Annotated in this window: 12 protein-coding genes; 9 read left to right on the top strand and 3 right to left on the bottom strand. The window is 63.9% G+C overall.

Annotated elements, in window-relative coordinates; translation table 11 throughout:
* Positions 1 to 409 precede the first annotated feature (409 nt).
* Genes ACZYTC_RS21055 through ACZYTC_RS21075 form a run of 5 tightly spaced genes read left to right on the top strand, consistent with a single transcriptional unit; the run spans position 410 to position 4,984 of the window.
* Positions 410 to 1,531 carry an ABC transporter ATP-binding protein gene (locus ACZYTC_RS21055; protein ID WP_488990460.1) on the top strand — a complete coding sequence of 374 codons (1,122 nt, stop codon included), beginning with the start codon at positions 410 to 412 and terminating at the stop codon, positions 1,529 to 1,531.
* Positions 1,532 to 1,558: 27 nt separating this feature from the next.
* Positions 1,559 to 2,710, top strand: coding sequence for an ABC transporter substrate-binding protein (locus ACZYTC_RS21060; RefSeq protein ID WP_441770991.1), 1,152 nt, complete (start codon positions 1,559 to 1,561; stop codon positions 2,708 to 2,710).
* 60 nt (positions 2,711 to 2,770) lie between these two features.
* Positions 2,771 to 3,610 carry an ABC transporter permease gene (locus tag ACZYTC_RS21065; RefSeq protein ID WP_434958563.1) on the top strand — a complete coding sequence of 280 codons (840 nt, stop codon included), beginning with the start codon at positions 2,771 to 2,773 and terminating at the stop codon, positions 3,608 to 3,610.
* Positions 3,607 to 4,449: an ABC transporter permease gene (locus ACZYTC_RS21070; protein WP_441770992.1), complete on the top strand. Its 843-nt coding sequence runs from the start codon at positions 3,607 to 3,609 to the stop codon at positions 4,447 to 4,449. Before ACZYTC_RS21065 ends, ACZYTC_RS21070 begins: the two co-directional genes overlap by 4 nt.
* A gap of 1 nt (position 4,450) precedes the next feature.
* The gene (locus tag ACZYTC_RS21075) at positions 4,451 to 4,984 is read left to right on the top strand and encodes a 2'-5' RNA ligase family protein (protein WP_488990461.1); all 534 of its coding nucleotides are present in this window, start codon (positions 4,451 to 4,453) and stop codon (positions 4,982 to 4,984) included.
* Positions 4,985 to 5,014: 30 nt separating this feature from the next.
* Here the strand turns inward: ACZYTC_RS21075 and mutM are convergent, their stop codons facing one another.
* Positions 5,015 to 5,881, bottom strand: coding sequence for a bifunctional DNA-formamidopyrimidine glycosylase/DNA-(apurinic or apyrimidinic site) lyase (gene mutM / locus ACZYTC_RS21080; protein ID WP_454816582.1), 867 nt, complete (start codon positions 5,879 to 5,881; stop codon positions 5,015 to 5,017).
* Between the two features lie 121 nt (positions 5,882 to 6,002).
* On the opposite strand from mutM, the gene ubiE reads away from it, so the two are divergent.
* Positions 6,003 to 6,758, top strand: a complete 756-nt coding sequence (gene ubiE / locus ACZYTC_RS21085) for a bifunctional demethylmenaquinone methyltransferase/2-methoxy-6-polyprenyl-1,4-benzoquinol methylase UbiE (RefSeq protein WP_488990462.1) — start codon at positions 6,003 to 6,005, stop codon at positions 6,756 to 6,758.
* Between the two features lie 118 nt (positions 6,759 to 6,876).
* Positions 6,877 to 8,688, top strand: coding sequence for a cation:proton antiporter domain-containing protein (locus ACZYTC_RS21090; RefSeq protein ID WP_488990463.1), 1,812 nt, complete (start codon positions 6,877 to 6,879; stop codon positions 8,686 to 8,688).
* Between the two features lie 106 nt (positions 8,689 to 8,794).
* Here ACZYTC_RS21090 and ACZYTC_RS21095 read toward each other — a convergent pair whose 3' ends face one another.
* Complete coding sequence (locus tag ACZYTC_RS21095; RefSeq protein WP_481273173.1) at positions 8,795 to 9,649, bottom strand: SDR family NAD(P)-dependent oxidoreductase; 855 nt, start codon at positions 9,647 to 9,649, stop codon at positions 8,795 to 8,797.
* A gap of 194 nt (positions 9,650 to 9,843) precedes the next feature.
* Positions 9,844 to 10,455, bottom strand: a complete 612-nt coding sequence (locus tag ACZYTC_RS21100; RefSeq protein WP_434958555.1) for a TetR/AcrR family transcriptional regulator — start codon at positions 10,453 to 10,455, stop codon at positions 9,844 to 9,846.
* Positions 10,456 to 10,771: 316 nt separating this feature from the next.
* Here ACZYTC_RS21100 and ACZYTC_RS21105 point away from each other — a divergent pair, with 316 nt between their 5' ends.
* A complete protein-coding gene (locus tag ACZYTC_RS21105; protein ID WP_441770997.1) occupies positions 10,772 to 10,963 on the top strand; it encodes a hypothetical protein in 192 nt (63 codons plus the stop codon).
* Positions 10,964 to 10,977: 14 nt separating this feature from the next.
* Positions 10,978 to 14,163: an efflux RND transporter permease subunit gene (locus ACZYTC_RS21110; protein ID WP_434958553.1), complete on the top strand. Its 3,186-nt coding sequence runs from the start codon at positions 10,978 to 10,980 to the stop codon at positions 14,161 to 14,163.
* Positions 14,164 to 14,171: the final 8 nt, after the last annotated feature.

Raw genomic sequence — 14,171 nt, forward strand, 5'->3', positions numbered from 1 at the left:
GGTGCCAGCGAAATCGACAGGCAAAGCCACGGCCAGCGATTTTAGATGCCGAGGCGGCGAACCGTCATATGCCTGTCACGTCGAAACGGCAGGGATAAAACGTGGCAAGGCTTCTGCACAGCTGTGCAAATAGAGGCTGGCTTACCGATAACCCTGCTTCCGTGTCGTTGGAGCAGATTCCAACGACTCAGGATTGAGCGAACGACCGCGATGGAATGGCTCTGCGCTATTGACAGGAGTTTCGGGCAGAGCGAGCATTGCACAGCTGTGCAATCAGACATGGCGATGAGGAAACGAGAGGGGAGGGCGCCGCCGGTTGCAGGCGTCCTGCTTGAATCGAGGACGCCGGGCTCCGCCCGCGGGAGGTTGTGCCGTGAAGCCGAGTGATCAAACCCAGATGGACCGATCCTTGGCGACAGGCTCCTTGCGGCAGCCCCTGCTCGAGGTCGACAGGGCCTCGGTAAGGCTGGGCAACACCCAGGTCTTCGAGAATCTGAGCCTGACGGTGGGCGAGGGCGAATTCGTCGCCCTGCTCGGTTCGTCGGGCTGCGGCAAGACCTCGCTTCTGCGCACCATCGCCGGCTTCATCCAGCCGCGTTCCGGCGCCATCCGCGTGCGGGGACGCGACATCACCGGCGAGCCGCCGGATCGGCGCGGCATGGCGCTGGTGTTCCAGACCTATGCGCTCTGGCCGCATATGACGGTGGCGCAGAATATCGGCTATGGCCTCAAGCTGCGCCGGCTCGATCGCACCGAGATCGCTGCCAAGGTCAAGGACATCACCGCGTTGCTCGGCCTTTCCGGGCTGGAGGAACGCAAGCCGGCGGCGCTCTCCGGCGGCCAGCGCCAGCGTGTGGCGCTCGGGCGGGCGCTCGCCGTCAGCCCCGACATCCTGCTGCTCGACGAGCCGCTGTCCAATCTCGACGCGCGCATCCGCCTCACGGTGCGCCAGGAGATCAGCGCCCTGCAGCGCCGGCTCGGCATCACCGCGATCCATGTCACCCATGATCGCGAGGAGGCCATGGTGATGGCCGACCGCATCGTCATCCTCAACGCTGGCAAGATCGCCCAGATCGGCACGCCGGAGGAGGTCTACAACCAACCGGCTTCCGCTTTTGTCGCCGCGTTCATGGGCGCCGAGAACAGCCTGCGCCTTACTTGCAGCCCCGCTCCTTCTGGCGAGGGCTTGTTGCGGGTGGAGGGGACGGGCGGTGCGCCTGCCCTGATCGCTGCAGCCGGACGGCCGGTCGTTTCAGGCCCATGCATCGCCCATTTCCGGGCCGAGGCGGCTGAACTGCATGCAGCTGGGGGCCAGGCAGCCGAACTTTTGGCGAATCCCACGCGAGGCTTCCTGGCACTGCCGGGGGAGATCGGTCAGGTCAGTTTCCCGGGCGGCTTCTGGCGCCATGTCGTCGCCACGCCGGCCGGGCCGCTGGTCGTCGATGCGCCCAAGGCCTGGCCTGATGGCGCGAAAGTCAATGTTCATATTCCCGAGACAGGCCTGTTCGTCTTCCCCGGCGAACATGGCTGAACCGTAACGAGAGACAGGAGAGTTCGGATGAGACTGGCTGCATTATCCGCCGTCGCGGGGCTGCTTGCCGCCGCGTTGCCCCTGGCAAGCACCACGGCATCGGCCGAGGAACTGACGGTGATCACGGCGGGCGACCAGAACATGGTCGACTACGTCAATAATTTCCTGGCGCCGGCTTTCGAAAAGCAGAATCCGGGCACGACGGTCCGCGTGGTCGGCACCGGTCCTGGCGATGCCGGTTCGCAGAAAATCGTCGAGCGGCTCGATGCCCAGAAGAAGGCGGGCAAGGAAGTCTATGACGTCGACGTCGCCGTCATCCACGAGAAGGTGGCGGGCAAGCTGGTCCAGGATGGGCTGCTCGATAAATATCGCGGCAATATCGACACGGGCAAGCTGGTTACGCGCACCAACGCCAAGCTGGCGCTCGGGGCCGATGTCGACGGCTATGTCATGCCGATGTTCAATAGCCAGACGGCCATCGCCTACAATCCGGACCTGGTGTCCAATCCGCCCAAAACCTTCGACGAATTGGTGACCTGGACCGAGAAGAACCCCAAGCAGTTCGGCTATAACGGCATCAAGGGCGGTGCCTCCGGCGTCTCCTTCGTGATCAGCTGGATCTACAATTATGCCGGCGATGCCAAGGTCCTGCAGGAAGGGCCTTACGATGCCAATGAAAAGACCAAATGGGACGATGCCTTCGCCAAGCTGAAGGCCTTCAACAAGAATGTCGCGCTCACCCCCGGCAATGCCGGCACGCTCGACATGCTCAGCCGTGGCGAGATCGCCATGGGTGCGGTGTGGGTCGACATGTTCTATTCCTGGAAGGCCAACGGCCAGCTGCCGCCCACCATGAAGCTGGTGCTGCCGGCACCCGGCATGCCCGGCCAGCCGATGCACTACGTCATCCCCGCCAAGACCGCCCACAAGGCGCTGGCCGAGAAGTTCATTGCGCTCGCCACCAGCCCCGACGTGCAGGCCAACGGTATCGTCAAGCAGTTCAACTGGTATCCGGGCATCGACGCCAAATATGTGCAGGACAAGCTCGATCCGGCGATCTGGCAGAAGCTGTTCACCGACATTTCGCCCGACGATCTCGCCAAATACGGCAAGTCCTTCCCGATCGGGCCTTATTACGCCGATCTGCTCGAAGCCTATGAAAAGAAGGTGGCGGAGTAGGGGGTGTGTGCCTTCTCCCCTTGCGGGAGAAGGTGCTCAAAAATCTCGAGGTTTCACCACATGGCTTCTTCACGCACCGCTCCTTCCCTCGCCGGCCTGTTGCTGGTAGCGCCGGCGCTCGCGGTGGTGATCCTGCTGTTCGTGGTGCCGCTGGCCGGCTCGGTCACAGGCTCCTTCGCTACGCCGGAGGGGCCGGGGCTCGGCAATTTCAGCAAGGCCTTCGAGCTCTACTGGACCGACATGGTCTTCTCGGTGGTGATCATCCTGATCTCCACCGCGCTGATCGTGCTGATCGCCATCGCCATTGCGGGCTATCTCACGCTCGGGTCCAATCCCCTCGCGGTTGCCGTGCTGCGCTGGCTCTATCGCTGGCCGCTCTTCGTGCCCTTCATCGTGGTCGGCCAGATCCTGCGCACCTTCCTCGCCAAGAACGGGTTGATGAACAGCCTTCTGGTGAATGCCGATCTGCTGTCGCCGCTGCAGGCCGTCAGCTTCCTCGACTGGCGGGGCATCGTGATCGCCTTCGTCTGGAAGCAGATGCCCTTCGTCACCCTGCTCACCGCCGGCGCCATGGCTTCGCTCGACCGGTCCACCATCGAGGCCGCCCGCAATCTCGGGGCCTCGCGCCTGCGCATCCTCCTGGAGATCGTGGTGCCGCAGGTTGCTTCCACGCTGCTTGTCGGTGCCGTGCTGAGCCTGGTGACGATGATGTCGGTGCTCTCGGTACCGCTGATGATCAATGCGCAATCGCCCACCATGATCACCGCCGACATGGCCTTCCGCATCAATTCCTATGGCGACTACGGCGTCGCCAACGCGCTCGGCCTGCTCTCGCTCGCCTTCACCGGCGCGGTGGCCTGGATCTATCTCAAGCAGACCATGAAGGAGAATGCGCGATGAGCGATGCCGGTCACGCGCTTCCTGCCCGTATTTGGCGGATCGACTGGTTGTGGATCCCGCGCGGCATCGGGCTCGGCCTCCTTGCCTTTGCCATCTTTGGCCCGCTGGTCAACCTGCTGCTGTGGACGGTGGCGGAGCGCTGGTATTTCCCGCACAGCCTGCCGCTGCAATATGGCTTTTCCTTCTGGCCGCGCGTGTTCGCCCCGCGCGGCGATGCCCTGGCTTCGCTCGGCACCAGTGTCTCCATAGCCTTGCTCACCGTGGCGCTGTCCCTCGCCCTCGCGATTCCCGCCGGCTATGCGCTCGCTCGGCTGAGACTGCCCTTCCGCGCTGGCATCCTGCTGCTGCTGCTTCTGCCTCAGGCCTTTCCCAATTTGCCCGTCTACGTCAACATTGCGCGCCTGTTCTATGAAATCGGCCTGAACGGCACGGTCCTCGGAGTGGTGCTCGTCCACACCACGCATGGCCTCGTTTATGCGGTGTGGATCGCCACGGCCTCCTTCTCGGCGGTGCCGGTGGATCTGGAGGAGGCGGCGCGCTCGATCGGCGCCGGCGGGCCGCGTGCCTTCCGCGACATCGTGCTGCCGCTCGCCGCGCCCGGGCTGATGGCGAGCGCCATCTTCGTCTTCCTGGAATCGCTGGACGAGTTCACCGGCACCTATTTTGTTGGCGCGCCCGACATCAAGACCATGCCGCTGCTGCTCTACACTGCCAGCGCCGGCGGCAACTATCAGATCGCTTCGATCACGGCTTTGGTGCTGCTGGTTCCCTCCATCGCCTTCATGTTCGTGGTCGAGCGTTTCCTCAGCGCCGACGTGCTGGCCAAGGTGGGCCGCTGACATGGCCGAGGATGCGGCGAAGGGCATGCATTCCGTCTGGCTGATGCCTGCGGGCGAGGACGAGCTTATGCTGGCCGCCATCGTCGCCGAATTGGCCGAGCGCTTCGGCACGCCGCGCTTCCAGCCGCACCTCACCTTGGTCGAGGACCGGGTCTGCGAGGAAGAGACGCTGGCGCGCCAGCTTGTCGCCGTCACCGCCGGCATCGCGCCCTTCACTGCCACTATCCAGGCGATAGGCACCAGCGACCTCTTCTTCCGGGCCTTTTATGCCCGTTTCGAGAAGGCAGGGCCCGTGCTCGAACTGAAGCGCCGTGCCATCGCCTCGATCGCCGCTTCCGCGATCGAGAGCTTCATGCCGCATGTCTCGCTGGCCTATGGCGTGGAAGACGGGCCGCTCAGGCAGGCAACGGCGCGGCAAATCGAGGCGCGCCTGGCCGGACGCGTCATCCGTTTCGACCATATCGCCGTGGTCCGGTCGGCACAGAGCATTCCGATCGAGGACTGGGCTGTGCGGGCGACCATTCCGCTCGATTGATTGGGGCGCTAGCCCAAAGATGTCGTCGGCTCATGTCTGGCAGTGCCGGCACCAATAGGTCGAGCGCCCCGATTGCACCAGGCGTTCGATGATGCCGCGGCAGTCCGGCGTCGGACAGGCTTCGCCCTCGCGGTCATAAACGCGGAAACGGTGCTGGAAATAGCCGAGCGAGCCGTCGGTGTGCCTGTAATCCTTCAAGGTCGAGCCGCCGGCTTCCACCGCCTCGGCCAGTACCTCGCGGATCACACCGGAGAGACGTTCCGCCTGCCCGTCGGCAAGCGTGCCCGCGGCCCGCTCGGGCGCGAGGCCGGCGCGATGCAGGGCTTCGCAGACATAGATGTTGCCGAGCCCGGCGATCAGGCCCTGGTCGAGCAAAGCGGCCTTGAGCGGCGCCATCTTGCCGGCAAACAGGCGCGCTATCGTCTCCCCGCTGAGCTCGTTGCCAAGCGGCTCGATGCCCATGGCCTTGAAATGGCGCGAACTCTCCAGCCCGGCGCGCGGCACCAGATCCATGAAGCCGAAGCGACGCACGTCGTTATAGGTGATGGTGAAACGGTTGGAGAGGCGGAAAACGACATGATCGTGTTTGGCATCCTCCTTGACCTCCATGGCGAATTCGCCCGGCTCCTCCACGCCGCCATCCGGCGCCGTGATCAGGAAACGGCCGGTCATGCCCAGATGCATCACCAGAACCTCGCCGGAAGAAAGATCCGCCAGGAGATATTTGGCACGCCGCCCCATCGAGAGAATGGTCTGGCCGGCGAGGCGGCGGGCGAAATCGGCGGGCAGCGGAAAGCGCAGATCCGGCCGTCTCGTCTCGACCTCGAGGAAGCGGGCGCCGGTCATGGCCGGTTCCAGGCCGCGACGGACGGTTTCGACTTCAGGCAGTTCAGGCATGATTCCTCCGGCGCAGGCTGCCGGGGAGAGATAGGACGAAGCCGAGCCTTGCGCTAGATGCGGTTCACCTCGGCCTTGTGATGGTCTATAGCACCCGCAGACCTTGCCCGGAGTTCACCCGATGACCGTCAGCACCGACACCCATTTCGGCTTTTCCACCGTGCGGCTGGAGGAGAAGCAGGGGATGGTCGATGATGTCTTCCACAAGGTGGCAGGGCGTTACGACCTGATGAACGACCTGATGTCGGGCGGGCTGCACCGGCTGTGGAAGAACGACCTGGTCAACATGCTCAATCCGCCGCGCCAGCGGCCCTTCCGCCATCTCGACGTGGCCGGAGGCACCGGCGACGTCGCCTTCCGTATCGTGAAGGCAGGCGGTCCCGACACGCATGTCACCGTGCTCGACATCAACGGTTCGATGCTGGAAGTCGGCCGCCAGCGCGGCGAGGAGCGCGGCCTTGCCGGCCAGCTCGATTTCGTCGAGGCCAATGCCGAGGAACTGCCTTTGGAGACGGGCAGCTTCGACGGCTACACCATTGCCTTCGGCATCCGCAACGTGCCGCGCATCGACAAGGCCCTCGCCGAAGCCTATCGCGTGCTCAAGCGGGGCGGGCGCTTCCTGTGCCTGGAATTCTCCACCGTCGACATGCCCGGCCTCGACAAGATCTACGATCTCTATTCCTTCAACCTGATCCCGCCGATCGGCCGCATGGTCACCGGCGATGCCGAGCCCTATCGCTACTTGGTCGAGTCGATCCGCAACTTCCCCAAGCCATCAGCCTTCTCGGCCATGATCCGCGAAGCGGGCTTTGCCCAGGTCAGCCATCGCTCGCACACGGGCAACATCGTCGCCATCCATTCGGGCTGGAAGCTGTAGCCGGAACCACCTGCAATCCCGGAGGCGCTATCCCCTGCCTGAAATTAATGCTCGCCTGCTGCGGTTTTCGATTGGCGAAGCAGGGTCCTTCGTTGTTCGATAGGCATAATCGAACAACATGGGGGTGGTTTTGGCTGGAGCGGTCGATCTCTCGGCTTTGAAGGACGCTTTGGTCGTGCTCGGCACGGCCGGCGTGGTGGTGCCGCTCGTGAGGCGCCTGCATGTCAGCCCGGTCATCGGCTTCCTGGCGGCCGGCGCGGTGATGGGGCCGACCGGTGTCGGCTCCCTGTCGTCCTATGTGCCCTATATCGATTGGATCGCCATCAGCGAGCGCGAAACCATCGCCCGCATCGCCGAATTCGGCGTGGTATTCCTGCTCTTCGTGATCGGGCTCGAGCTCTCGCTCGCCCGCCTGATGACCATGCGCCGGCTGGTCTTCGGCCTGGGCGGCCTGCAGGTGGTGGTGTCAACCATCATCGTCGCCCTGCTTGCCCAATTGGTGCTGCCGCCCGAGGTGGCGCTGGTGGTTGCCGCAGGTCTGGCTCTGTCGTCCACGGCCATCGTGGTGGAGGTGTTGGCCGGGCAGAAACGCATGGCCTCGGCCACGGGACGTGTCAATTTTGCGGTGCTGCTCCTGCAGGATCTCGCCGTGGTGCCCGTGCTGTTCCTGGTCGGCACCATGGGCGGGCATTCCGACCGCTCCGTGCTGGTCGGCCTCGGCTATGCCCTCGGCCTGGCCGTGCTCACCATTGCCGCCATCGTGATCGCCGGTCATTTCCTGCTGCGCCCGCTGTTCCGCCTGGTCGCCAATCCGGAGAATCCCGAACTCTTCATCGCCGCTACCTTGTTCGTGGCGATCGGGGCCGGCGTGGCGGCGGCGAGCGAGGGGCTGTCCATGGCCCTTGGTGCCTTCATCGCCGGGCTGCTGCTGGCCGAGACCGAATATCGCCGTGCCATCGAGGCGACGATCGAGCCCTTCAAGAGCCTGCTGCTCGGCGTGTTCTTCTTCACTGTCGGCATGAGCGTCGATCTCACCGTGGTCGTGCGTTATCCCTTGCAGATCATCGGTGCGGTGCTGGCTCTGGTGCTGGCCAAGGGCCTTCTGATCTTCTGCCTTTGCCGTCTCTACCGGCTGTCCAAGGCCGTCTCGATCGAAACCGCCTTCCTGTTGGCTTCGGCCGGCGAGTTTGCCTTCGTGGTGTTCACGCTCGCCACCCAGCTTTCCATCCTCACGCCGGAACAGTCGGCGCTGGTGGTAGCCATCGCCTCTCTTTCGATGGCCTCGATCCCGGTGCTGGGGGTGCTCGGCCGTCGCATCGCCAAGCGCTATGAACTGGCGGTGCCGGTGGAAGCGGCCGCCCTGGAAAGCCCGCCGGAGGACAAGCAGCGCCGTGCCATCGTGGTCGGCTATGGCCGCGTCGGCCGCCTGGTGGCCGAAATGCTCAGCGAGCACAAGATCGCCTATCTTGCCGTGGACGCGAACGCCAAGGCGGTGGCGCGCTGGCGCGAGGACAAGAAGCCTGTTTATTGGGGCGATGCCACCAACGCCGCGTTCCTGGAACGCTGCGGCCTCGCCGAGGCCTCTGCCCTGGTCGTTACCATCGACCAGCCCCGCCAGATCGAGGCCGTGGTCACCACTGCGCGGGCGCTGCGGCCGGATCTCGTCATCGTGGCCCGCTCGCGCGATGCCGATCATGCCAGCAAGCTCTACGCCCTCGGCGTCACCGACGCCGTCCCCGAGACCATCGAGGCGAGCCTGCAACTGTCCGAAGCAGCCCTTGCCGGCCTCGGCGTGCCGGCCGGCCCGGTGATCGCTTCCATCCATGAGCGGCGTGACGTCTTCCGCCGGGAGCTGCAGACGGCAGCCGGCCGGGAAACCCACGCCGTCAAGCCCAAGCGCAATCGTCGTACGGTGATCACACCGTCATAGGGCCTTGTTCGTGAGGCCCCCGTAGAATGGGGGCGGGTCTTCAGACCCGCCAAGTCTTGCCGGCCGCGGTTACGGGCTGGTCTGAAGACCAGCCCCCCAAACGTCGTCACCCCTTCAGGAATTCGGCGAATTTCTCGGCATAATCAGGGTGCCAGCGCGACAAAGGCGGACGGTTCTCGATGATGTCGCCGGCAGCCCAGGCGATGCGCTGCTCGTCGAGCGAGCGTGGCACCTCGTTGTCGGGGCAGAGAATGTAGAAATCGCCGGCTGCCAAGCGTTCGAGCATGAAATCAACGGTCTGTTCGGGCGTCCAGGCTCCGGCCGGCTTGTCGGCACGGCCCTTGGCGGCGAGTGGCGTGAAGACGAAGCCCGGGATCAGCAGGTGGGCTGATATCCGGCAGCCCTCGGTGTTGCGCAGCTCGTGCTGCAGGGCCTCGGTGAAAGCCTTCACCGCCGCTTTCGAGACATTGTAGGCAGGATCGCCGGGTGGGGTGGTGATACCCTGCTTGGAGCCGGTGTTGATGATCAGGCCGGGACGTCCCCGCGCGATCATGCCCGGTGCGAAGACCTGCGTGCCCTGGATCACACCCTTGAGATTGACGGAGAAAATGCGTTCCCAGGTCTGGTCCCCCCGAGCCTCGAACAGTTTCGAGCCCGGCTGGATGCCGGCATTGTTCATCAGCACATCCGTACCGCCGAAGTGCTCATGCACTGCTTGCTGCAGGCCGAGCAGGGCCTCGACGTCGCTGACATCGGTGGCCGAGGCGAGCACGGCCTTCAGTCCGTCCGGCGCGGCCGCAGCGACCTTTTCGGCGGCTGCAGCGAGCCTGTCCTCGCCGAGATCGGCGATGGCGACCTTGAGGCCGAGGGAGGCAAATTTGACGGCGGAGGCGAGTCCGATGCCGCTGGCACCGCCGGTGACGACGGCGACCGAGCCGGGAACGAGCGCTGGATGGGACATGGTGATGCTTCCTGGCAGGAACTAAGGCTGTTCGGCGCTGCCGAAGGGAGTTCCTTGGAGCGCGGACATCACAGCGACATGCTTGCATGTCGCGATATGTCCGCTCTTTTAAACGCTGTGCTTGGGAAGAGGAAGCCATTGCGTCGTGCAAGCACGTCGCTGTGATAATCGGGCTCTCAGAATGTCCGCAGAAGTCAGGCGCTTTTGCCGAAGGAAGCGATCACGCCCTCGGCCATGCGCACGAAGCGGGCGCTCGGCCCTTCCACCCCGGAACTTTGACGGCTGACGCGGGCACCCTCGAGCAGGAGATGCAGCGTATCGGCGACCAGGTCCGGCTGGTCGAGGCCCGCCTGCCGGCAGAGCAGGGCCAGGCGGTCGCGATGCCTTTTCTTGAACTCCTCGACCAGGCGCCGGGCGGGGTGGTCCTCGCCCGAGAGTTCCACGGCCGCATTGGCGAATTCGCAGCCCCGATTGTCGCTCTCGATATAGTCGGCGCATTTGCCGACCCAGGCCAGCAACTGGGCGCGGGCGTCACCGGGATACTCGGTCTCGAGCTGAGCCCAGCGGGTCTGGTTGTCGATCTCGGCGGCCCGCAGGCATTCCACGATGAGATCGTCCTTCGAGCCGAAGTGACGATAGAGCGTCATCTTGTTCGTGCCGGCAACCTTGGCAATCGTGTCGACGCCGATGGTGTTGATGCCATGTCGGTGGAAGAGGTCGCGCGCAGTGACGACGATGCGGTCTCGCGGACGTTGTCCGGGGCAGCAGACTGACTCTTCGCTTTGTTCCAAAATTTTCTGGCTCATGGCTTGACCAAACTGTTACCGACCTGTAACAGTAATCGCTGTTACTGATCGGTAACAGCTTGGTAAGGCGTCGTCAAGGCCGTTTCGTCATCGCACTGCGATCCAGCCCTGTTAGAGAGACGATTCACCAGAGCGTCTTGTGATTTGATCGAATCTCTTCAAATCGCAAAGGCGCGTCGAACCAGGAAGCTAGAGCAAAGCACGGTCACGCCTGAACGCGCTTTGCTCTAGGAAACAACACATCGTCAATCGGATTCGGCGGAGCATGAACCCACGTTTCCGCGCTGGAGGAGTCATGGCTCAGCAAGGCTGCAATATGACAATCGATCAGTTGCTGAACGATCCGCTGACGCTCGCCCTCATGCGGGCCGACGGGGTCGATCCGGTTTCGCTCAGGACGATGCTCACCGGCCAGGCTCGCCGTCTCGCCGAAACGCGGGACATGCCGTCGATCCTCCTGACATTTTCTGACACCGTCATGCCACATGCTGGCATCCAGGGCGGCTGACGCAGAGCTTCACAATGGTCAATTATTTCATCCAACGTCCGATCTTCGCCTCGGCCATCGCCATCATCATGGTGATGGCGGGGGCGATTGCCTATTTTCTGTTGCCGGTCGCCCAGTTTCCCAACATCACACCGCCTCAGATCCAGGTCAGCGCCTCCTATCCTGGTGCCAGCTCGCAAGTCGTCGCCGATACGGTGACCACGCCGCTCGAGCAGCAGATCAACGGCGTGCCGGGCATGATCTACATGTCCTCGGCCAGCTCCAATGACGGTTCGTCCAACATCACCGTCACCTTCGATGTCGGCTACCCCCTGAACATCGCGGCGATGGACGTGCAGAACCGGGTGGCCCAGGCCGCTTCCTCGCTGCCGGCGATCGTCAACCAGTCCGGCGTCTCGGTCACCAAGGCCAATCCGAATTTCGTGCTGATCGTCGACCTGACTTCGCCGGACAATTCGGTCGATTCGGTCGCTCTCAGCAACTACGCTTATCTGCAGATCGTTGATCCCCTGAAGCGCCTGCCGGGCGTCGGCGACGTCAAGATCTTCGGCGAGCGCCGCTATTCCATGCGCATCTGGCTCGATCCGGACAAGCTCGCCAATCTCGGTATCACGGCCGTCGACGTGCAAAATGCTGTCGCCGAGCAGAACGTGCAGGTTGCTGCCGGCAAGATCGGTCAGAACCCGGCACCCGCGGGCACGGCCTTCGAAATGCAGGTGAACGCCACCGGCCGCCTCAGCGATCCGGAGGAGTTCGGCAATATCGTCGTCCGGGCCAACCCGGCCGGTGGCTCGGTGGTGCGCCTGCGCGATGTCGCCCGCATCGAGCTCGGCTCTCTGCAATACTCATCCTCAGCCTATCACGGCGAAAAGCCGATGGTGGTGCTTGGCGTCTTCCAGGCGCCGGGCTCCAACTCGCTCAAGCTGAAGGAATCCGTCGAAGCCAAGATGAAGGAGCTTTCGGCGCGATTCCCCAAGGGCATCGAATATTCGATGAAATACGACACGACGCGCTTCGTGTCGGCCGCGATGGAGGACGTCGTCAAGACGCTGGTCGAGGCGCTCATCCTCGTGGTCCTCGTCGTCTACATCTTCCTGCAGAACTGGCGCACCGTGCTCATTCCGGTCATCGCCATCCCGGTGTCGCTGATCGCGACCATGGTGGTGATGCTGGCCATGGGCTTCTCGCTCAACATGCTCTCGCTACTGGGCATGGTGCTCGCCATCGGCCTCGTCGTCGACGACGCCATCGTCGTGGTGGAGAACGTCGAGAGACAGCTCGAAGCGGGTCATCCGCCGATGCAGGCGGCCAAGATCGCCATGAAGGAGGTGACGGGCCCGATCGTCGCCACCACGGCGGTGCTGATGGCGGTGTTCGTCCCGGTTGCCTTCATTCCCGGCGTCGCCGGCCAGCTCTACAACCAGTTCGCCCTGACCGTGGCGATCTCGGTCGGCATCTCCGCCTTCAACTCACTGACCCTGAGCCCTGCCTTGTCGGCGGCTTTCCTCAGCCACAAGCCGGCCTCGCGCTTCTTCCTGTTCCGCTGGTTCAATGCCGGCTTCGACAGGCTGTCGCACGGCTATGCCGCCTCGGTGCGTGGCTTCATCCGGCTGCGCTGGCTGATGATGGCAGCGTTCGTGGTGGTGCTCGGCGCGACTTACTGGATCTCGACGCGGGTGCCCTCCACCTTCCTGCCTTCGGAAGACCAGGGTTATTTCTTCGTGGTGCTCCAGCTTCCGGACGGCGCCTCGCTGGAACGCACCGATGCCGCCGCCAAGCAGGTGCGGCAGATCCTGATGGCCGAGCCTGGGGTCGAGGATATCATGTCGATCTCTGGCCTGAACTTCCTCACCAATGCCCAGCAATCGAGCGCCGCGGTCGAGTTCGCGATCCTCAAGCCCTGGGATGAACGTGGGGGAGGCCTCAGCGCCACCGATATCGTCAACAAGGTGCGCCCGAAACTCTTCGGTATCGCCGATGGTTTCGTCCTGGCCTTCGAGCCACCCTCCATCCAGGGCCTGGGAACCACTGGTGGCTTCGAGTTCCAGATCGAGGACCTGAACGGACGCGGCCCCGTCGCCGTGAACGATGCAGCCCAGGCTCTGCTTGCCGAGGCGCGCAAGCAGCCCGAACTCAACCCGCAGACCCTGTTCACCACCTTCTCGACCTCGACGCCGCAGTTCAATTACGACCTCGATCGTAACAAGGCCAAGCTGCTCGGTTTGAACCTGCCTGACATCTTCAACACGCTGCAGATCTATCTCGGCTCGCTCTATGTCAACGACTTCAACCAGTTCGGGCGCACCTTCCGCGTCACGCTGCAGGCCGACAAGGATTCGCGTGCCGACCCGGGTGACATCAGCCGCCTCTACGTCCGCAATGCCACCGGCAACATGGTGCCCCTGTCGACGCTGGGATCGTTGAAGCCGATCGTCGGGCCGGAGACGGTGACCCATTACAACAATTACGGTGCCGCTCTGATCAACGGTGCTCCTGCGCCGGGCTACTCCTCGGGACAGGCGATCGAGGCGATGCAGAGGGTTGCCGCCACGACCCTGCCGAACGGCTTCAACTATGAATGGACCGGCATCACCTTCCAGGAGCTCAAGGCCGGCTCGATCGCAGCGGCTGTGTTCGCCCTTGCCATCGTGTTCGTCTTCCTGATCCTGGCGGCCCAGTATGAGAGCTGGTCCATGCCCTTCATGGTCCTGCTGGCGGTGCCGCTCGGCCTGTTCGGTGCGCTGCTCGCCATCTGGCTGCGCAACATGCAGCTCGACGTCTACTCGCAGATCGGCTTCGTCATGCTGATCGGCCTGGCGGCCAAGAACGCCATCCTGATCATCGAGTTCGCCAAGCATCTGCGTGAGCAGGGCCATGGCATCGTCGAGGCAGCGATGGAAGCCGGCCGCCTGCGCCTGCGCCCGATTCTGATGACGGCCTTCGCCTTCATCCTGGGCGTGGTGCCGCTGGTGAAGGCGACCGGGGCCGGCGCGGCCAGCCGGCAATCGCTTGGCACGGCCGTGTTCGGCGGCATGCTGGTCGCTACCGTGCTGACGCTGGTCTTCGTGCCGGTGTTCTACGCCATCATCGAGCGTTGGCGCGAGCGTCGCGCCTCCGCCAGAAAAGACTCACACCATACCGACAGCGCGCCTGATGCGTCCGAGGAGGCTTTGCCGCCCCGGATCCAGGCTGCCGAATAAGGGGATAC

Source organism: Labrys sp. F242 (assembly GCF_057813875.1).